Here is a 20,097-nt window from a genome sequence, read left to right on the forward strand (position 1 = left end):
GATCGAATGTCGGCTTGCCTGCGCCAGATTCACGTGCGAAAAACAGGCCGACCGCAGCTAAGGTAACAAAGTTTTTGCAAAAGCGCAAAGCGGCCACGCGGATCACTGCTCGGCCGCACGCATGGCCCGGTACTCCCGCCGCACGATATCCATCAATTCTGCGACCGAGGTGCTGGCCGCTTCCTTCTCGTACGTAACACGGCCACGCTGCATCAGCATGACGCGGTCTGCGATATCGAGCGTCTGCGCGTAGTTGTGCATGATCATCACGATCGAGAGGCCGCCCTTCTCCTTCAGGCGTAACACGAGATCGATGATCAGGCCGGCTTCGCGCGCGCCCATTGCGGCGAGCGGCTCGTCGAGCAGGAGGATCTTCGCATTGGAGTTCACAGCGCGCGCCACGGCAATCGCCTGCCGCTGTCCGCCGGAAAGCTGCTCGACCGGCAAGTCGACGGAAGGGATCCGCACGCCGATCTCCTCGAGACATTCCGCCGCGCGATTACGCATCGCGCGGTTGTTCAACAGGCGGAATGGACCGGGATAGATGATCTCGCGGTTCAGGAACATGTTGTGGTAGATGCTCAGCGAATTCGCCAGCGCCAGATCCTGATAGACGCATTCGATGCCGAGCGCGCGCGCATGATCCACCGAGCGCAGCAACGTTTCCTCGCCGCCAATAAACAGCTTGCCGGTGGTCTGCTGATGAAAGCCGGTGAGTATCTTGATCAGCGTCGATTTGCCCGCGCCGTTGTCGCCGAGCACGCCGAGAATTTCTCCCTGCTTGAGCGTCAGCGACACACCATCGAGCGCGGTAACCGCACCGAAGCGTTTGACGATCTCTTCGCCGCGCAGCGCATACGCCACTTCGGACATCACGACTCTCCCTTACTTACGCGCGAGACGCACGACGTGGATGTTGAAGATCATCGCGCCGAGAATCGCAGCGCCGAGAATCATGTTGAAGGTGAAGGCGTTGATGCCGATCAGCGTGAAGCCGTCGTTCAGAATGCCCAGCACCGCTGCGCCGATCAGGCCGCCGATGATCGTACCCGACCCACCCGCGAGCGGCGTCCCGCCGATCACCGCCGCAGCCACCGCGAGGAACATGATCTGGTTGCCGCCGGCCTGCGGATCGATCGAGGTGATGCGAAAGCCTTCGAGAATCCCGGTAAAGCCGGCCAGCACCGCCGCGATAATGAAGTTGCCGAGTTTCAGCCGCTTCACGTTGATACCCGCTTCGCTCGAACCTAATGGATTCGCTCCGGACGCAATCGTATGCAAGCCCCAGCGCGTGTTGCGCAATAGCACATGCATGATCATCGCGATCCCAACGGTCCAGATGATCTCGCTGTACCCCCAGGCGCCCATGAAGGAGGCGAAGCCTTCGCCTTCCGGCGTGGACACCGGTGTGCCGCGCGAGATCGTCAGCGTGAGACCGTTGATGAAGAACAGCGTGCCAAGCGTCGTCACGAACGAGGGAATGCGAAGATAGACCGTGACCGCACCGTTGATAAGCCCCACCACCCCGGCGGCCGCCACGCCCACGATCAATGCGATCCATGTCGGCGCCCCCGCCTCGTGCACGAAGTGCATGATGAACGGTGCAAAGGCGAACACCATGCCGGCAGAGAGATCGATCTCGCCGCCAATCATCAACATGATTTCGCCGCACGCGATAATCGCCACCGGCGCGATGAACTGCGACAGGTTCTCAAGGCTCGCGCTGGTCAGCAGAAAGTCGTGATTCGCGATCTCGAAGTAGGCGGCCAGAATCAGCGCGACCGCCAGAATGCGAATCTCGCTGGAACGTCCGATCGCGCCAGGCCAGCGCCTGGCGCGACCACTGGATTTCGTCGCGTCTGTCACAGATGACATTACGACTTGATCCCACCGCTATGCGGCACGATTTGCGGCTTGGTGCTCTTGCCTTCGTAACGCGTTTCGGTGTTCAGGTACGGATCGACCGTGCCCTTGATGACGAACTTCAGGCCGGAGTTGACGTTGGCCGGTCCGACGAGGCCACCCGAGGCGAGGAACGTAAACGCTTCCACCACGGTATAAAAGCCTTGCACGTAGGGCTGCTGATCAATCGTGAAGTCGAGGAAGCCGTCGTGAATCAGCTGCACCGTGCGCGGCAAAAGGTCGAAGCCACCGCCATGCACACCCTTGGCCGGCAGGTTCGATTCCTTCATCACCTCGGCCACACCTTGCGTGCTGCCCGCATCGACCGCGAACATGCCCTTCACATCCTGGTGTCCAAGATAGAACGACTTGATCTTCGAGAGTTCTTCGTTGACCGTAGCGCCCGTTGCAATCGTCTGCACGTCGATCTTCTTGCCGGACTTCTTGATCGCGTCCGATGCACCGTCCAGCCGGGGCTGGATGTTCAGCTGCCCTGGCGTGGCGATAAAGAGTGCGACAGTGCCGCTGTCGACCAGGCTGGCGATGCGCTCGCCCATCTGATAACCCGACAGGTACAGGTCCTGGCCAATGTACGCGAGGCGCGGATTGGTGCTGCCGCGTGGCGCATCCGCGTTGTAGGCGAACACCGGAATGCCGGCATCCAGCGCTTTCTGAATCGGACCATCGAACGCCTTCGGATCGACGATTGGCACCGCGATAGCATCGGCCTTGGCGGCAATCGCTGCGTTCATCGCATTGACCATCTCGCCGACGTCGGCGTTGGCGGAACCCGTCCACTGGTAATCCATTCCCAACAATCCACAGGCGTCCTCAATACCGTACTGGGTCGGCACGAAGAACGGATTGGTTGTGACGTGATTAACGAAGACAATCTTCCACTTCTTGTGCGAAGGAAACGGCGACCCTTCAGCTGCGAATGCCGGCGTCGATACACCGCCAAGCATTGCCATCGCTGCTGCCAGCCCCGCGCCTTGCAGCAAACCACGTCGCGTGGTCTGTATTACTTCGTCCCGTGCTTCACCCTTCTGGTCTTCCCGCTCCTCGGCCATATCAGTCTCCCGTCTCTCAGTTGTTCAACACGCACTGTTCATGACGACGCCGGCCGGGAAAGCGCCTTTGCCGGGCACTACCACGTACAACGAAACCCGCTTGCTCAAGCGCTTAAGGTTCCGCATCAAGGTCCACGGAAAATGCTATATCACGTGCCTGCACCCCATAATCGATGTATACCCTTAACTAGTCGGACTATTCCCCGGCATGCGCTGTACTAAACAATGGCCGGCACTTCGTGCTCGCCTTAAACCCAAAGTTTGCGCATCCTGAACGCCAGGTAGACACCGATACTCCATGCGGCGCGAATAGTATTACTATCATCAAAGACTACGGAGACAGCCCCATGACGGAAGCCAAACGCACGCTACGTTCAGCCCAATGGTTCGGCACAGCCGACAAGAACGGCTTCATGTACCGCAGCTGGATGAAAAACCAGGGGATTCCCGATCACGAGTTTCAGGGCAAACCGATCATCGGCATCTGCAATACGTGGTCCGAACTGACGCCGTGCAACGCACACTTCCGCAAGCTTGCAGAACATGTGAAGCGTGGGGTGTTCGAAGCGGGCGGCTTCCCCGTCGAGTTTCCGGTCTTCTCGAACGGCGAGTCGAACCTGCGGCCCACTGCCATGTTTACGCGCAACCTCGCGAGCATGGACGTGGAAGAGTCGATCCGCGGCAATCCGATCGATGCGGTGGTTTTGCTGGTCGGCTGCGACAAGACCACCCCCGCGCTTCTGATGGGCGCCTCGAGTTGCGATGTGCCCGCCATTGCGGTAACCGGTGGGCCGATGCTCAACGGTAAACACCACGGGCGCGATATCGGCTCCGGTACCGTCGTCTGGCAATTGAGCGAGCAAGTCAAGGCGGGCAAGATCTCTCTGCATGAATTCATGTCTGCGGAAGCCGGCATGTCACGCTCGGCGGGCACCTGCAATACGATGGGCACGGCATCGACGATGGCGTGCATGGCCGAAGCGCTTGGTGTAACGTTGCCGCACAACGCTGCGATTCCTGCCGTGGATGCGCGCCGCTACGTGCTCGCCCATATGTCGGGCATGCGTATCGTGGAGATGGCGCTTGAAGACCTGCGTCTGTCGAAACTGCTAACGCGCGAAGCGTTTGAGAACGCGATTCGAGTGAACGCGGCGATCGGCGGCTCGACCAATGCGGCGATCCATCTGAAGGCGATTGCCGGGCGTATCGGTGTGAACCTCGAACTCGACGACTGGACCCGCATGGGCCGCGGCACGCCGACGCTCGTCGATCTGCAGCCATCGGGTCGCTTCCTGATGGAGGAGTTCTATTACGCAGGCGGTCTGCCCGCGGTCATACGGCGCCTCGGCGAGGCGAACCTGTTGCCGCATCCCACCGCGCTGACCGCCAACGGCAAGACCTTGTGGGACAACTGCAAGGACGCGCCGCTCTATAACGACGAAGTGATCCGTCCTCTGGACAAACCTCTAGTCGCCGACGGCGGACTCTGCGTGCTACGCGGCAATCTCGCGCCGAACGGCGCGGTGCTGAAGCCGTCCGCCGCTACGCCGGCCCTGCTCAAGCACCGCGGCCGCGCCGTTGTGTTCGAAAATTTCGAAGACTACAAGGCACGCATCGGCGACCCCGACCTCGACGTGACCGCAGACTCCGTGCTCGTGATGAAGAATTGCGGGCCGAAGGGTTATCCAGGCATGGCCGAAGTGGGCAACATGGGCTTGCCGCCAAAGCTGCTCGCGCAAGGCGTCACGGACATGGTGCGTCTGTCCGATGCCCGCATGAGCGGGACGGCCTACGGCACGGTGGTGTTGCACGTGGCGCCCGAGGCGCGCGCCGGCGGTCCACTCGCCGTGGTGCGAGACGGCGACTGGATCGAAATGGACTGTCACGGCGGCCGTCTACACCTGGATGTGAGCGACGCAGAACTGGCGGCGCGCCTCGACGAGTGGAAGCAGGCCAAACAACCGGTCCCCGCCGATGCGAGTGGCTACCGGAACCTGTACGTCGAACACGTATTGCAGGCGGACCAGGGATGCGACTTCGACTTCCTGGTAGGATGCCGGGGTGCGGAAGTGCCGCGGCATTCGCATTGAGCATGCACGCGGGTGGACGCGAAGATGCGCTGATGCGCACTGTGCCAGGAGCGGCCGCGTCGCAAGCCTAAAGTGTGTAAGCGGGAAAGCCGTCTGCGGATTCAGGCCGCGTGCCCACGTCCCACTTCGAGGATGCTCTCGGCATCTGCACTCGCATTCTCGAGCTGAACGAGGCTCGCCTGCCGCGCGCCGAGCGGATCACGGCTCTGGATCGCCGTGAGAATCGCCTTATGCCGCGGCAATGACAGCGCATGCGTGTCCGGATGACGGCTTGTCAGCTTGATCGACTCCGAGAGCGCGAGCGACAGCATATTGCCGATATGCGCAAGCAGGTCGTTGTGCGTGGCCGCCATGATGGCGCGATGAAACTCGAGGTCCGGTTCGAGCAACGCGTTGGCGGTTGGCGCGTGCTCCATGCTGTCGTAAGCGGAAGCGATACGGGCCAGATCTTCGCTGGTTGCTGCAGTCGCAGCGAGTGCGGCCGCGGCCGGCTCGATGACGCGGCGCACGGTCAGCAGTGAGCGGAAGAACTCGCCTTCGGGCACGCTGCTCAGTGTCCAGTACAGCACGTCGGGGTCGAGCATGTGCCATTCTTCACGTGGCCTCACGACGCTGCCCACGCGCGGCTTCGACACCACCAGTCCCTTGGCCACCAGCACGCGCGTTGCCTCGCGCAGCACCGGGCGGCTCACGCCATAGCGTTCGCACAACTCGGCTTCGGCAGGCAGGCGCTGTCCCGGCTGAACCTTGCCGCTGACGATAAAGATGCCGAGTTCCTGCACGATGCGGCCATGCAGGCTCTTGCGTTGTTGCAGATGACGATAATCCATATGAAGAGAAAGTGGGCCGTGCTTGTTTTGATCGTGGCGCGGCCGATGCAGCGCGTGAGACGACTCCTGCCCCGTAGCCATGGCGCATCGCGCAGGATTGCCGGTAGCGTGTGCGGGGCGCATCCAAGCATAACACGCAGGCAGACCGCATTTACGCCGCAGATCAGGCTTCAGACGACTTCTGGCTGCCGGGCCGGATACGCGGTCTTACGCCGGCGCGCCCGCGGGGCGCGAAGTCGTGGAGAAGACAAGGCAATCCCTCGCTTCTTCGCCGAACGCGGGGAGCAGCAGCCATTTCTTCAAAGTGCCTTCGCACTGCAAACCAAGTTTTTCGAGCACGCGCCTCGACCCCGTGTTCTCAGGATCGCAAACCGTCCAGATGCGCTGGGTGGCCGGGTTCCGCCAGAGCGCGGACAACGCAGCACGCCCCGCCTCGGCCACCAGTCCCTGCCCCCAGAAACGCTCGCCGATTCCGTAATGGATCTCGGTCTTGTGTCCATGCGGAATGACGACAAAGAGGCCAACCGCCTCTTCCTCTGCGCGTGTGCTGATGACCCATGCGAACGACGCCTCATCGCCCCGCTTCCAGGCCGCATCGCACCAGTTACTCAGCATGGACTGGGTGCGAGCAGCATCGGGGTCGGCGCGGCGTTGCAGGAAGCGCGAACAAGCCTGACTGCCGGTGTAGTTGCGAAACAGCACGGCCGCATCGCCTTTTCTGGCGCGGCGCAGATGCAGACGCTCGGTCAATAGCTCAACGCGGTATTCCATCGGCACTCCCGTGTGAATAGTGCTCACAACTTAGCACGACGCGGCCGCTAGAATGAAGCCCTGTCCAGATGACGGAAAATAACCATGCTCAACGGAAAGCGAATTTCGATGGTGGCGGCAATGGCAATGAATCGGGTAATCGGCGCGGCCAACGATATTCCATGGAAGGCGCCCGGAGAACAGCGGCGCTTTCGCGAACTGACCGAAGGACATCTGGTGGTGATGGGCCGGCGCACCTATGAGTCGATCGGCCGGCCGCTTCCGAAGCGCGATGTGCTTGTGATCGGCTCGCAGGTGATCGAGGCAGAGCGCGTGTCGACGTGCCACTCGCTCGATGAAGCAGCCAGGATCATCGCGGACGATGCACGCTCGGAAATTTTCATCGCGGGTGGCGAACAGATCTACAAGCTGTTCTTGCCCTATGCGGACACGCTCTACCTGACGGAAGTTGCAGTGGAGCCGGCCGGCGACGCGGTGTTTCCAGAGTTGCCGGCCGACTTCGAATGCATCGAGCGGGTGGAAGTCAGCGCCGAACCGGCGTATACGTTCCTGACCTATCAGCGCACGCGCCGCAACGCGGATCAAGGTACCTGATCAAGGCGCCGGATCGAAGCATCGACCTGCCAGTTCAGGTGCCTGCGTCAGGCACCTGAGCCGAGCGAGGTGCCTGCGCAGCTGCTTGCCAAACCCTGCTAGACGTGATGCCCAGCCTCATTCCCCGCAGCCGAAGGTGTGGCTAGCGTTCCCGGCTCGTGCTCCAGCGCCGTGTCGTGATGCAGCAGCAGCACCGCTGCTACGCCCACCAGCCCGGCACCGGACAGACACAGCAGGCCCGCGCCAAAGCCACCTGTACTATCCTTGATCCAGCCCATCGCATACGGTCCGAAGAAACCCGCCAGATTGCCCAGCGAGTTCACCGTAGCAATGCCAGCCGCAGCCGCTGCGCCGGACAGAAACGCCGCCGGCAGCGTCCAGATGATCGGCAGGCAACCAAAAATGCCGAAGCCAGCAATCGACAGCGCGGCCATCTTCAACACCGGGTTATCCAGCCCCGCTGCCGCGCCGATCCCACCCGCGGCCACCAGCAGCGCAATCGCCACGTGCCACTTGCGCTCGAGTTTGCGATCCGAACGCCGCCCCCAGAAGATCATGCTGATCACGCCGACCACATAGGGCAGCGAGGTCACAAAGCCCGTCTGCAGGTTCGTGAGGCCAAACGCCTTGACGATCTGCGGCAAGAAAAAGCTCAGACCGTAATTGGTTGCGTTTGCACCAAAATAGATCAGCGCGATCGCCAGTACGCGCGGGTTGAATAACGCTTCGCGCACGCTGAAACTGCGCACGGCCTCGCGCTTGGAGCGCTCCTGAGCAAGCCGCGTGACGAGCCAGTCGCGCTCCTCGTCTTTGAGCCAGGTAGCCTTGGCGGGCTGGTCGGTCAGATAGAAGAACACCACGATCGACAGCACCAAAGCGGGCGCCGCCTCGAGCAGATACACCCACTGCCACCCCGCCATGCCGCCCATGCCATTGAGACCGAGCAAGGCGCCGGAAATCGGCGATCCAATCACCGTGGACAGCGGAATTGCCGCCATGAAATAGCCGACCACGCGGGCGCGATACATGGCGGGAAACCACAGCGTCAGCAAAAAGATGATGCCTGGGAAAAACCCGGCCTCGGCGATGCCAAGCAGGACGCGCAGCGTGTAGAACACGTGAGCGGGGGACATGCCTGTGTATCTGGAAAGGTCCGGTATGAACGCCATCGCGCCGGCGAGGATGCCCCACGTGAACATGATCCGCGCAATCCAGCGCCGCGCACCGAATTTCTCCAGCAACAGGTTCGACGGCACTTCGAAGAAAAAGTAGGCAATGAAAAAGATCCCGGCGCCGAAGCCAAATGCGCTTGAGGACAGGCCCAGATCCTTGTTCATTTGAAGCGCGGCAAAACCGACGTTGACGCGATCCAGATAAGCGACGAAATAACAGACGACCAGAAACGGTACTAGCCGCGCCGTCACGCGCGCCAGAGTACGGGTCTCAATCTCCATGAATGCTCCCCTTCACGAAACTCGATGCGGATCACCGACGCTTGAGCGGCAATCCGCCCAGGTAGCCAAAGGGTAGTCGCCCGATCGGCACCGGCAAAGGGAATTCTGTTTTGCCGAACGCACGTCCCGATGCAACCGGCGTCGACCGCATCGATCGGCGCCACCCAGCACAATCGCACACCGGCACACAATTAAGCAGGCAGAGGAAACCCTAATGCGCTGGCCACAAAGGCCGCAACGGTTGCCGCCGGCGCCGCGTTATCCGATCAGACTGAGCCGCACCGTTCGCGCCAGTTCGTCGAGTTGGAACGGTTTGCGCAAAATACTGCAGCGCCTTACCGCCAGACGCGAAATATCGACGTCGGCATATCCTGTCGCGAGAATGACAGGAAGGTCATCTCGCACCTTGCGCGCCGCGGAAATCACATCGATGCCATTCATCCCTGGCATCGCAAAGTCGACCATCAGCAGATCGGGCTTGTCGCTCGCGAGCCGCCCGAGACCCGCCCTGCCGTCCGGCGCCTCGGTAACCACATAGCCGAGCATCTTGAGCGAGTCGACGAGCATGCCACGGACCTCGTTGTCGTCCTCGACGACCAGAATCCGCTTGATGCCCTCCACTTTCTGCTCGACCGCAGAGACTGCTTCGGACTCCGACACGACACGCTCGCGCAATGGCAGCCATAGCTGCACCGTCGTGCCCCGTCCTGGTTCGCTCTCGATACGCGCCGTGCCGCCGGCCTGGCGGGCAATCCCATACACCTGGCTCAAACCGAGCCCGGTACCTTTGCCGATCGGCTTGGTGGTGAAGAACGGATCGAACACGCGTGAAATGACGTCTACCGGAATGCCCATGCCGGTATCGCGGAACTCGGCGACGACATAGTGCCCGTCCGCGAGCGTGGGATCCGGCGCCGTGCGCAGACCGACCTGCACATCGAGTTTGCCACCGCCCGGCATCGCATCGCGCGCATTGATGGCGAGGTTGAGAATGGCCAGTTCGAGCTGATTGGCATCCGCTTCGGTCCAGAACTCCTCGGCGTCGAAGTGAGTGGTGAACTGGATCGTCGAGCCTAGCGAGACCGTGATGATGTCGCGCATGCCATGCAGCAAGGCCACCACATCCACCGCTTTCAGATCGAAGTTACTCGTGCGCGAGAACGTCAGCAACTGGCCCGTCAGTTTCGCGCCGCGCTCGGTGGCGCGTTTCGCGGTCGCGGCCATGGTGCGTACGCGCTCATCGGCGCTCACGCGCGCGATCAATTCCGCGTTGACCATGATGACGTTGAGCAGGTTATTGAAGTCGTGCGCGATGCCACCAGTCAGTTGACCTAACGCTTCCATCTTCTGCGACTGGACCAGCACGGCCTGCACCTTGGCACGCTCGTGAATCTCCTTCATCAGACGGTTGTTCGCAGACGCAAGCTCGTGCGTGCGCGCCGCAATCCTGCTTTCCAGCGAGTCGTTGAGCTGAACCAGGGCTTCCTGGGCTTCGATGCGTTGTGCAAGATGCTGGCGCGACTCGTCGAGATGCCGGCGCGAATCGTACTGCCGGATACGCGCACGCAACGACGAAGTCACGGCCCGGCGCAGCGTTTCGGAGTTCAGGGGCCGCTCCAGCACGACCACATTGCCAAGCCGCTCGAGCACCTCGAGGCTTTGCGCCGAACGCCGCGACACACGGTTGCTGGCGAGCAGGATGATGGGGAAGTCGGACCATGCGGGCTGGCTTTCCAGCCAGTCGAACAGCGCGGCGGCCTGCTCACCGCCGAGCGCCTCTTCGGTGATCAGCGCCGTAGCCGCCCCATTGCCCAACTCGGCCGTCAGCGCCTGCGCGTCGGCACACTGGACGCAAGAGCGGCCGTCCCGGGTAAGCAACTCGGAAATCACGTCGGCATCGCGACCGAACGGGGCCAGAATCAGGACGCGACGCTCCATGGATGGATTAGCCGGCACGAGCGATAACATTTTCCGTAGTGGACAACAAGGCAGTGCCGCCCTTGTAGGAAGGCAAGCCGGTCAGTACACCGTCGAAGTCGCGCAGTGCCTCGCCTATCTCGACGCCGTCGGCGCCGAGGCGGAACTGGCGAATCGAGCGTTCGTGCGCGTTCGCACGGCTCTTGACCGCGGCGATCGCGGTCAACACCTCGCCACCGTGCTCGAAGTAGCGGAACAACACCACGACATCGCTGAGGTAACTGATGTCGATATCGTTCTGCACCTCGCCGATGATGCCGTGCTGACCCAGCACGAGCAGTGTGATGGCGCCCTTCTGGTTTAGATAACCGAGCAGCTCGTGCATCTGCAGCAGCAGATAGCGCTCGCCTGGCATGGCTTGCAGATAGGCATTGAGACTGTCGATCGCGACGTACTTCATGTTGCGGTTCTCGACAGCGTCGCGCACGTCCGCGGCAAATTCGCCTGGCGAGAGTTCCGCCGGATCGATCTGGCGCACGTGCAACAGTCCTGCATCGATATGCGGTTGCAGGTCCATGCCGAGATTCGAGCAGCGTAGCAACAGCGTGCTGAGCGTCTCGTCGAACAGGTAGTAGACACAGCGCTCGCCGCGCTTGAGCGCCGCGATCAGGCACGACACCACCGTCGTGGTCTTGCCGACGCCCGACGGCCCGATCATGAGCGCGCTGGTGCCCGGAATCAGGCCACCGCCGAGCAGCGTGTTCAAGCGCTCGCTGCCGGTGCTGAGCGCATGCGAATCGAACTTCGCATGGTGCTCGGCTGCGACCAGACGCGGATAGACCTTGATGCCGCCGGTATCGAGCGAGAAGTCGTGATAGCCCTCGCGAAACTTGATGCCGCGCATCTTGGCGATCCGCAGACGGCGCCGGTTGCCGCCGTAGTCGTGCGCCATGCTGTCCAGACTGATCACGCCATGCGCGATGCTATGCAATTGCAGATCGCCAGGCTCCGCCGTGTTGTCGTCGAGCAGCAGCACCGTGCATTCGCGGGTGGCCAGATAGCGCTTCAACGCCAGAATCTGACGCCGGTAGCGCAGCGGGTTCTGCGACAGCAGCCGCAATTCCGACAAACTGTCCAGCACGATACGCACGGGCTTGAGTTCATCCACCTGCTGGATGACGTCGCGCACGGTCTCGCCCAGCTCGACTTCAGCGGGCTGCAAGACGGTCTGTTCGTAGCGCGGATCGAGCCCCTCGTCGGAGAGCAGTTCGACGATCTTGAACTGGCTGACATCCCAGCCGTGGCTGGCCGCGACCGAGATCAGTTCGGACTTCGTCTCGGACAGCGTGATGTAGAGACCTCTCTGCCCCTCAGCGGTGCCTTTCAGTAAAAATTGCAACGCCAGGGTGGTTTTGCCCGTGCCCGGCGCGCCCTCCACGAGGTACATCCTATGCGGCGTCAAGCCACCGCCAAGGATGTCGTCGATCCCTTCGATCCCTGAAGATAATCGCGCAGCGCGCTCGTTAGCCTTATTCTGCGTCATGGTTGTGACGTCATGATCTGACGTGATTATTGAACATGTGCCGCCCGGGCGAGCCTCAGCAAAGGCGCTCGTTCCGCCGGCCGGCGCGACAAACTGAGCAAATTGCGGGCCAACCGCGCCGGCCAGCCCTGTAACCCCCGCTCCGAAAAGGCAAATTCAGTGTTGTGAATCCATTAGGCACGGCGCTGCCTGTGACCGGGAACGATCCTTCCTAAGGTGTTTCTTACAAGCGAGAACCCGGCTGTTCCAGCCGGCCTCTCACCCCAGGGAACTCCATGGAATCAGGAAGCGGACGCTCGATCGAAGTGGACTTTTTCCGCGGGATCGTGCTGATCGTCATCGTGCTGGATCACATTCCCGGCAGCGCGCTGTCGCATCTGATGCTGCACGCCTACGCGTTTTGCGACTCGGCCGAGGTGTTCGTGTTTCTTGGCGGCTATGCGTCGGCCGCAGCCTATACGGCGGTGCTGACACGTCGTGGTCCAGGGGCCGCGCAGATGCGCTTTGTCAAACGCTGCTGGGAGATTTACCGCGCATATCTGCTGACCGCTGTGTTGACGCTGCTGTCCGGCGCGCTGCTGGCGGTGTCTCACCTGAACCCGCCGATGGTCGCGCTGACCGGTTGGCCGCCGTTCGCCAGTCATCCTCTGCGCGAAGCGTTCGATATCCTCGTGTTGCGACGCCAGCCGTACCTATCGAGTGTCTTGCCGATGTACGTGATGTTCGCGTTGTGCGTGCCGCTCATCGTGCCGCTCGCGCGGCGTTCGGCTGTCACGGCATTGCTGCTGAGCGTGGCCGTGTGGGCCGCGGCGCGGCCGCTGGCGGCGTTCTTCAGTATTGACGACGTGATCGATTGGGCTTTCAATCCGTTTGCATGGCAACTGATGTTCGTACTCGGCATCGTGTGCCGCCTGCATCCGTTGAGCGAAGCCTTCCATGCGTCGAACACGGCGCGCTGGCTGGTACGTGCCGGCCTCGCCGCGGTGCTTGCCTTCGCCGTGGTCAAACTCTTCGTGCTGACGCAGCCGCTGCCCGGCACGTATAAACAGAATCTCTCGGTGGATCGCGTAATCAACTTTCTCGCCATTTTGTGGCTGACTACCCGCCTGGTGCGCCTCGGCAGCATCGCGTGGATTGCGGAACGCTTGCCGGCCGTAGTACGTGTCGGGCGCACCGGTCTCGTCTGTTTCGTGACCGGCACGCTGGTGTCCCTGATCGTCGATACGGCTACGCCGCATGCCTTTCGCGGCCTCACTGGCGAGCTCGTAGCGCTCAGCGGCGACCTCGTTGCGATCACCGCGATGCTCGTCATCGCACGCGGCTGGAGCGGCTGGAAAGGTGATTCGTCGCGCCCCGCCGTGACCGGCGCAGGGTGCAGATGAGCGCGGCGGTGGCAAGGACCGTATGCGTCGCCAGAACCATCCGCGCCGCAATCGTCAAGGCGCCGTACGCGATGGCCGTGCTGCTCTGCGCGATGCTTCTTCTCTTCAAGCCTCTCGATGCTGCCGCCTTGTCGTCCAGAGGCGCACTCGCCGCACAATGCACAGCGCTCGCCGGCAGCACGCTGCCTGCCCAGGTGATCGCCTTACCCACCCGCGGCGCGCGGATCGACAGCGCCGTCATGATTCCCGCCACCGCCTCGGGCAACCAGAGCGGCGAATTCTGCCGGATCACCGGCAGCATCCTGGCCCTCGACGCAAACACGCCCGATATCCATTTCGACCTGAACCTGCCGGTCAACTGGAACGGCCGCGCACTGCAGATCGGCGGCGGCGGATATGACGGCGTGGTGGTGAGCGGCACCGGCGTGATGCCGTTCTCGCCGGATCATGCGCCGCTCGCGGAAGGCTATGCGACCTTCGGCGACGACTCCGGCCACACCGGCAATTCCGCGCTCGCCAACTTCGGCCTCGTCAACGAAGCTGTGATCAATTTCGGTTACGCGCATCTGAAGAAAACCCACGACGCCGTGCTTGAACTCATCAAGCGTGCGTACGGCCGGCCGCCCGAGAAGATGTACTTTGCGGGCGGCTCGACCGGCGGCCGCGAAGGCTACACGGTCATGCAGCGTTTTGCCGACGACTACGACGGCGTGATCGCCAATTCGCCCGCGCTGAATTTTTCCGGCGTGCGCCTGCTCGGTGTGGTGCTCGGGCACGCCGAGTACGGCACGCCGGGTGGCTATCTGCCACCTGCGATGCTCGAGCGCATCTATCAACGCTCGCTGGAGATCTGCGACAAACTCGACGGCGCCGCCGACGGCATCGTCAGCGACGTGGAGGGATGCCACCAGCACGAGCAGGAGATCATCGATTCGTTGCGCTGCCCGCCATCCACGCCGTCCATGCCCGTCGCGTCATCGGGCAACAGCGACGCGTGTCTGACGGAAGCGCAGATCGCGACGCTGCGCGTGCTCACCGATGGCCTGTCCCTGCCCTACCCGCTCGCGTGGAACGCGAATCGCTATGTAGGCTACAACGTGTTCGAGGGCACGCGTTTCACCAGCGGACTCGGTCTTGGACATGACCCCGTGCGCCTGCCGCTGCCCACGTTTGTTGCCAACGGCTATATGTTCACCCAGGGCGACAGTTACGTGCGCTACTTCGTCACTCAGGATGCGAAGTTCAATTCGCTGAACTTCGATCCGCTGCATCCAGGACGCTACCGGCAGCAGTTGTTCGCGCTTTCGGAAACGATCGGCGCGATGGACACCGACCTGTCGCGCTACATCGCGCACGGCGGCAAACTGATCACGCTGCAGGGCCTCGCGGACGAAGTCATCAGCCCGAACCAGACCATTGCGTACTACGAAGCGCTGAACAGGCGTTTTGGCAACGACAAGGTCGATGCGTTCATGCGTCTCTACATGGTGCCGGGTTATCAGCACGGCAATGGTGCGTTCATTCCGTCGGTCGACCTGCTCGGCGCACTCGACAATTGGGTCACGCATGGTGTGGCGCCGGAGACGCTGACGGCGACGGATATCGCCCTGGCCACTAACGGGCGCACACGTCCGATCTGCCGGTATCCGACCTTTCCGCGCTATGTCGGCAAGGGCAATATCAATCGCGCAAGCAGCTTTACCTGCGCCGAACCGTGAGCGGACCGGCGACAGGATTCCGTAGGTATCCTTACTCGCTTATCCTTAGCCGGTGTGCCTTGACTTCATTGAATTTGGGCGTACCGTTAACATTACCACCGCACGTTTGGCGAGCCGGGACTCGCAAGGAAAGACCATGGGCAACCGCTATGAGCGCTCACGCCTGTCGCGCTCGTTTACGTATAAAGGCATCCAGTACCATCCCGGCATGCTCATTGTTCTGGCCGCCCAGGTCGTCTGTCTCGCTGCCTTTTCCTTCGCCGCCAATCTGCTGAGTCAGGACAAGTGGCTAGGCATCACACTGGGCTTTAGCCTGCTGTTCGGACTGATTCTCTCGCTGGGTTTTTTCGGCACCTGGAGTCAGTTCCGCGACGATATCGACCTATGGACGTTCCTCAACACCAACCCGGTCGAATCGGCTGTAGCGATCGCCACGGCCGGTGAAGTCATCGCCATTCTGATGGTGGCGCCGTCCATTTGAGTTTCGCTGGATCTCACCGGAATTTCACCGCGAGCCACGCGCACCGTTGTCGTGCATGCGCGTGGCGTCAGTGAGTCCGTCCGTCATCGCGACGCTTACGGAATCAGCCAGAGCGCAACACCGTAAATCACCAGCGACACCGCAAAGGTGACAGCCGTGTAGCCCATCACACGCTGAATGCGAATCCCCGCAATCGCCACGACGGGGACTGCCCAGAACGGCTGCAGCATATTGGAGACGTTCTCGGCCATCGCCACGCCCATCGCGGTACGCGGTACGGATGCATGCAGGCTCAGCGCCGCCGGCAGCACGAACGGCCCCTGCACGGCCCAGTGCCCGCCCGCGCTCGGAATCAGCAGCGTAATGATCAGCGAGCTCAGATAGCTCAGCACCGGCAGCGTCACCGGCGTGGCAATCGCGACGAAGGTCTTGGCAATCGTCGATGCGAGGCCCGTCCCCGTCATGATGCCCATGATGCCGCCGTACACCGGATATTGCAGCAGCATCGAACCGGTTTGCCGCGCGGCGCGGCGGATCGCATCGGCGTAGGCGATGGGAGTGCGCTGCAGCGCGAGCCCCACCAGCAGGAAGATCAGGATCGTCGTGTTGATGTCGAGTTCGAAGCCCTTCGCAGACCAGGTCATCGCCAGATAACCGATGCCCAGCACGAGCAGAATCAGCGTGCCCAGCATCGAGTGCTCGGCGCGGGCGGCGAGCGAAGTCGGCGACGCGCCACGCGCATGCGGATCGGCGTCCGCCTGGGCTTGCGCGCTGCCATTCGTAGCGGCGCCCGCTTCCGGTGCGGTTTCGCTAAAAGCGACCACGTGTTCAGGCTTCGGGTGCATCCGGATGAAGATCGCCGTCATGACCACCACCACCAGCACAGTCGGAATGAAGACGAATGGGGCGAACACAGTCTGGCTCAGCGGGATCACCTGTCCGGTGGCTTTCTCCACCAGGTTCAAGGCATTGCCATGCGAAGCCTGCGACAACGCGATCGAACTCGACAGCCCGCTGTTACAGACCGACCAGGCCGAATAGCTGCCCGCAACGAGCCACGCAAAGTCCACTTTCACGCGCTTCGCGATTTCGCGCGACAGCAACGCGCCGACGATCAGACCAAGCCCCCAGTTCAACCATGCGGCCACCGCGACGATCGGAAAGACGAGCAGCGCGGCGCGTGCTGGTGTGCTCACGCCGGCTGCCATTGCCCGCAAACCGCGTTGTACGAGCGGCGCCTCGGCGATGGCGTAACCTGTCGCCAGAATCAGGATCATCTGCAGCGCGAAGCCCAGAATGTTGAAGGTACCGCCATACCAGGACGTCAGGATCACGGGGACAGTGGCGTGCGGCGCAAAGGCGAACGCCAGCAGAATGACGACCACGGTCAAACCGATTGATAGGACGAACGGGTCCGGCATAACCTGCTCGAACACGTAGACGAGCCCGGCTACGATGCCGCGCCGGCGCTCGCTGGGATGGGGGTGTGGGTGGGTTGGTCCAGTTCCGTTGTTATCCATGATGTCTCTTCCTCTCGCCGCGTCTCGCCGGAGCGGCATCTCTCAAGAACCGAGCCTCGAACGAAGAACGCCGAGGGCCGGCAAATGCAGCATACGCGCAGGACTGTGCGCTGTAATCGCGGCAAGAACCCTACCTGATTTTCATATTTGCTGCTCTGAGGACGGCAGCACGCGCCGCAGCGCTCGCGGTGGCGGCGTGTCGTGCAGGCAGAAGGCCCGCAAGGTGCGCAGAGAGGTGCAGCGAGGGACAGTAAACGACTGAGGGCAGCCACCGGCTGCCCTCGTTTTGCGACTTGATGCGAGACTTAGAACGCTGTCCCGATCTGGAACTGGAACTTCTGGTACTGGTCGCCGGAGTGCTTGACGAGCGGGAAGCCAAGGCTGAGCTTGAGCGGCCCGATCGGCGAGATCCACGCGAGACCCGCACCATACGCATAGCGCAGGCCATTCGCGCCGATACTGCTGCCTTCGTCGCCCCAGACGTTACCGCCGTCGAAGAACGTGAAGACGCGCAGCGTGCGGTCGTAGCCGGTGCCCGGCAGCGGGAACGTCAACTCGATGTTACCCACCAGCATCTTCGAACCGCCGATCGGATCGCCTGTGGTCGCATCGCGCGGACCCAGCGAGCTCGGCTCGTAGCCGCGCACCGAACCGATACCGCCGGCGTAGTAGTTCTTGAAAATCGGGAACGGCTTGCCATCGAGACCGTTACCGTAACCGCCCTGGAAGTTCAGGCCCAGCACGAAGCCGCGCGCGAACGAGTAGTAATACTGTGCCTGCAGGTCGGCCTTATAGTAAGGCGTACTGCCGATTGGCGAGCCCCATTCTGCGTTCGCCTGCGTGAAGTAACCGCGGCTCGGCACCAGTGCGCTGTCGCGATTGTCGCGCGACCAGCCGATCGTTAGCGGCACGTTGTTCGACACGCGGCCGAAGTCGTTCACGTAGTCGATATAGCTTTGCGGCGTGGTGGCGTCGACGTCGAGACGGTTCTGTTCGAAGCCGAGACCGAAGTACACCATGTCCGATTCGGAGAACGGAATGCCGAACTTCATATCCGCGCCTGCGGTGATGATCCGGAAGCTCGTGTCGGTCGTGTTCGAGTAGTACAGCGGCTCGCTGGTACGGTAGTAGACGTCGGTAATACGCTTGATGCCGTCCACCGTGAAGTACGGGTCGACCTGGGTGACCGTCAGCGTACGGAACGTCGTTGCGGTATTCACGTTCACCGCGAGACTGGTGCCCGAACCGAACACGTTGTCCTGCGACACGCCTGCCGAAATGATCGGGCCTTCGCCGGAACCGTAGCCAAGACCGAGAGTAACGGAGCCAGTCGGCTTTTCCGTGACCTTCACGTCGACGTCCACCTGGTCCGCCGTGCCTTCGACCGGTATCGTCGTCACATCGACATCGGTGAAGTAGCCGAGACGGTTGATCCGGTCTTTCGACAGCGCCAGACGGCTCGAATCGAACCACGAGCTTTCAAGTTGGCGCATTTCGCGGCGCACGACTTCGTCGCGCGTGCGGGTGTTGCCGATAATGTTGATGCGGCGCACGTAGACGCGGCGGCTCGGATCCACCTGCAGCGTCAGGTCGACGGTATGGTGCAGCTGGTCGATCTGCGGCTGCGCATTCACCGTGGCGAACGCGTAACCGTATTCACCGAGCTTGTCGACCACGGCCTTCGTGGCAGCCTTCAGCTTGGCAGCCGAGAAACGGTCGCCCGCCTTGATCTTGACCAGCTTCGAAAGCTCCGCCTCGCGGTCCAGCAGATTGCCGGCCAGATGGATGCCCGAAATCGTGTACGGCTCGCCCTCATGCAGGGTGAGCGTGAGGTACATGTCCTTCTTGTCCGGCGACAGCGAGACCTGAGTCGAGTCAATGTTGAACTCGAGGTAGCCGCGATCCAGATAGTACGAGCGGATGTTCTCGAGGTCGGTGGTCAGCTTGTCTTTCGAGTACAGGTCGTTCTTCGTGTACCACGAGAACCAGTTAGGCGTGGACTGCTGCATTTCATCGCGCAGCGTGCCGTCGCTGAACACCTTGTTACCGATGAAGTTGACCTGGCGGATCTTCGCGCTCGGACCTTCGATCACCGAGAACAGCAGACCGACGCGGTCGCGGTCGATCGGCGTGACCGTGGTCGTGACTTCGGCTGCGTAGTAGCCGTGCGTCAGGTACTGGCGTTTCAGTTCCTGCTGGGCGCGGTCGACGAGCGACTTGTCGTAATAGCGGCCCAGCGACAAACCGACCGAGTTCAGCGCCTTGTTCAGGTTGTCCTTGTCGAATTCGTGCAGGCCCGAGAAATCGATGGTGCCGATTGCCGGACGTTCCTGCACCTGCACGACGACGACGTTACCTTCGGTCGAAATCTTGACGTCGTTGAAGAAGCCCGTCGCGTACAGCGCACGGATGGCCTGCGAGGCCTTGTCGTCAGTGAAAGTGTCGCCCTGCTTGATGGGCAGGTACGCGAAGACGGTATTCGGTTCGACGCGTTGCAAGCCTTCGAGCCGGATGTCGCGAACCACAAAAGAGTCGGTGGCAAAGGCCGAGGCTGCTGTGACGCTCAGGCCGATAAATGTCAGCGCCCTGGCGCTGCGGGCCGATAGTGTTTGAACCTTCATGCAGGATAAGCGACAAGATTTCAATGCAACATGGGAACCGCCGCCGCTTGTTTTTCCAATCTCTGGCCCACGGCGCGGATGGGTGATGTCTCTTGGGTCTACCGCAGTCTGATGCCGGAGGTATCACCTTCGCACGGCATCGCACACTTCACGCTCTGTTTCTCGTGCCGAGCAGGTCAGGAGTATAGAACGGTTTTGTGGCTG

The 20,097-nt window shown here is 61.9% G+C and carries 15 protein-coding genes; 5 read left to right on the forward strand and 10 right to left on the reverse strand.

Annotated features, from left to right (window positions below; genetic code table 11):
- Positions 1-102: 102 nt before the first annotated feature.
- Genes P3T20_RS04830 through P3T20_RS04840 form a run of 3 tightly spaced genes read right to left on the reverse strand, consistent with a single transcriptional unit; the run spans position 103 to position 2,972 of the window.
- Positions 103-873, reverse strand: coding sequence for an ATP-binding cassette domain-containing protein (locus tag P3T20_RS04830; RefSeq protein WP_429286242.1), 771 nt, complete (start codon positions 871-873; stop codon positions 103-105).
- Positions 874-885: 12 nt separating this feature from the next.
- Positions 886-1,875 carry an ABC transporter permease gene (locus P3T20_RS04835; protein WP_074265362.1) on the reverse strand — a complete coding sequence of 330 codons (990 nt, stop codon included), beginning with the start codon at positions 1,873-1,875 and terminating at the stop codon, positions 886-888.
- The gene (locus P3T20_RS04840; RefSeq protein ID WP_429286243.1) at positions 1,875-2,972 is read right to left on the reverse strand and encodes a sugar ABC transporter substrate-binding protein; all 1,098 of its coding nucleotides are present in this window, start codon (positions 2,970-2,972) and stop codon (positions 1,875-1,877) included. Before P3T20_RS04840 ends, P3T20_RS04835 begins: the two co-directional genes overlap by 1 nt.
- A gap of 347 nt (positions 2,973-3,319) precedes the next feature.
- On the opposite strand from P3T20_RS04840, the gene P3T20_RS04845 reads away from it, so the two are divergent.
- A complete protein-coding gene (locus P3T20_RS04845) occupies positions 3,320-5,062 on the forward strand; it encodes an IlvD/Edd family dehydratase (RefSeq protein WP_429286244.1) in 1,743 nt (580 codons plus the stop codon).
- Positions 5,063-5,163: 101 nt separating this feature from the next.
- On the opposite strand, the gene P3T20_RS04850 is transcribed toward P3T20_RS04845, so the two are convergent.
- Positions 5,164-5,892, reverse strand: coding sequence for a FadR/GntR family transcriptional regulator (locus P3T20_RS04850; protein ID WP_074265365.1), 729 nt, complete (start codon positions 5,890-5,892; stop codon positions 5,164-5,166).
- 207 nt (positions 5,893-6,099) lie between these two features.
- The gene (locus P3T20_RS04855) at positions 6,100-6,663 is read right to left on the reverse strand and encodes a GNAT family N-acetyltransferase (RefSeq protein WP_074265366.1); all 564 of its coding nucleotides are present in this window, start codon (positions 6,661-6,663) and stop codon (positions 6,100-6,102) included.
- Between the two features lie 84 nt (positions 6,664-6,747).
- On the opposite strand from P3T20_RS04855, the gene P3T20_RS04860 reads away from it, so the two are divergent.
- Positions 6,748-7,257: a dihydrofolate reductase gene (locus tag P3T20_RS04860; RefSeq protein ID WP_429286245.1), complete on the forward strand. Its 510-nt coding sequence runs from the start codon at positions 6,748-6,750 to the stop codon at positions 7,255-7,257.
- Between the two features lie 98 nt (positions 7,258-7,355).
- Here P3T20_RS04860 and P3T20_RS04865 read toward each other — a convergent pair whose 3' ends face one another.
- From P3T20_RS04865 to P3T20_RS04875, 3 genes are all read right to left on the reverse strand, one after another.
- Positions 7,356-8,711 carry an MFS transporter gene (locus P3T20_RS04865; protein WP_074265368.1) on the reverse strand — a complete coding sequence of 452 codons (1,356 nt, stop codon included), beginning with the start codon at positions 8,709-8,711 and terminating at the stop codon, positions 7,356-7,358.
- A 258-nt stretch (positions 8,712-8,969) separates the two neighbouring features.
- Entirely contained in the window at positions 8,970-10,649 is a 1,680-nt protein-coding gene (locus P3T20_RS04870; protein WP_074265369.1) for an ATP-binding protein, read from the reverse strand.
- A gap of 7 nt (positions 10,650-10,656) precedes the next feature.
- The gene (locus P3T20_RS04875; protein WP_074265370.1) at positions 10,657-12,171 is read right to left on the reverse strand and encodes an ATPase domain-containing protein; all 1,515 of its coding nucleotides are present in this window, start codon (positions 12,169-12,171) and stop codon (positions 10,657-10,659) included.
- Positions 12,172-12,446: 275 nt separating this feature from the next.
- Between P3T20_RS04875 and P3T20_RS04880 the strand changes: the two genes are divergently transcribed.
- The 3 genes from P3T20_RS04880 to P3T20_RS04890 all read left to right on the forward strand — a co-directional run bounded on the left by P3T20_RS04880 (position 12,447) and on the right by P3T20_RS04890 (position 15,752).
- On the forward strand, positions 12,447-13,553 hold the full coding sequence (locus P3T20_RS04880; RefSeq protein ID WP_429286246.1) for an OpgC domain-containing protein: 1,107 nt from the start codon (positions 12,447-12,449) through the stop codon (positions 13,551-13,553).
- Between the two features lie 71 nt (positions 13,554-13,624).
- Positions 13,625-15,271, forward strand: a complete 1,647-nt coding sequence (locus tag P3T20_RS04885) for a tannase/feruloyl esterase family alpha/beta hydrolase (protein ID WP_429286663.1) — start codon at positions 13,625-13,627, stop codon at positions 15,269-15,271.
- A 136-nt stretch (positions 15,272-15,407) separates the two neighbouring features.
- Positions 15,408-15,752, forward strand: coding sequence for a hypothetical protein (locus P3T20_RS04890; RefSeq protein ID WP_083611450.1), 345 nt, complete (start codon positions 15,408-15,410; stop codon positions 15,750-15,752).
- Between the two features lie 95 nt (positions 15,753-15,847).
- Here P3T20_RS04890 and P3T20_RS04895 read toward each other — a convergent pair whose 3' ends face one another.
- Positions 15,848-17,272, reverse strand: a complete 1,425-nt coding sequence (locus P3T20_RS04895; protein WP_429286247.1) for a short-chain fatty acid transporter — start codon at positions 17,270-17,272, stop codon at positions 15,848-15,850.
- Positions 17,273-17,577: 305 nt separating this feature from the next.
- Positions 17,578-19,893 carry an outer membrane protein assembly factor BamA gene (gene bamA, locus P3T20_RS04900; protein ID WP_083611451.1) on the reverse strand — a complete coding sequence of 772 codons (2,316 nt, stop codon included), beginning with the start codon at positions 19,891-19,893 and terminating at the stop codon, positions 17,578-17,580.
- Positions 19,894-20,097: the final 204 nt, after the last annotated feature.

This window comes from Paraburkholderia sp. GAS206C (genome assembly GCF_050435645.1).
Classification (GTDB): Bacteria; Pseudomonadota; Gammaproteobacteria; order Burkholderiales; family Burkholderiaceae; genus Paraburkholderia; species Paraburkholderia phenazinium_B.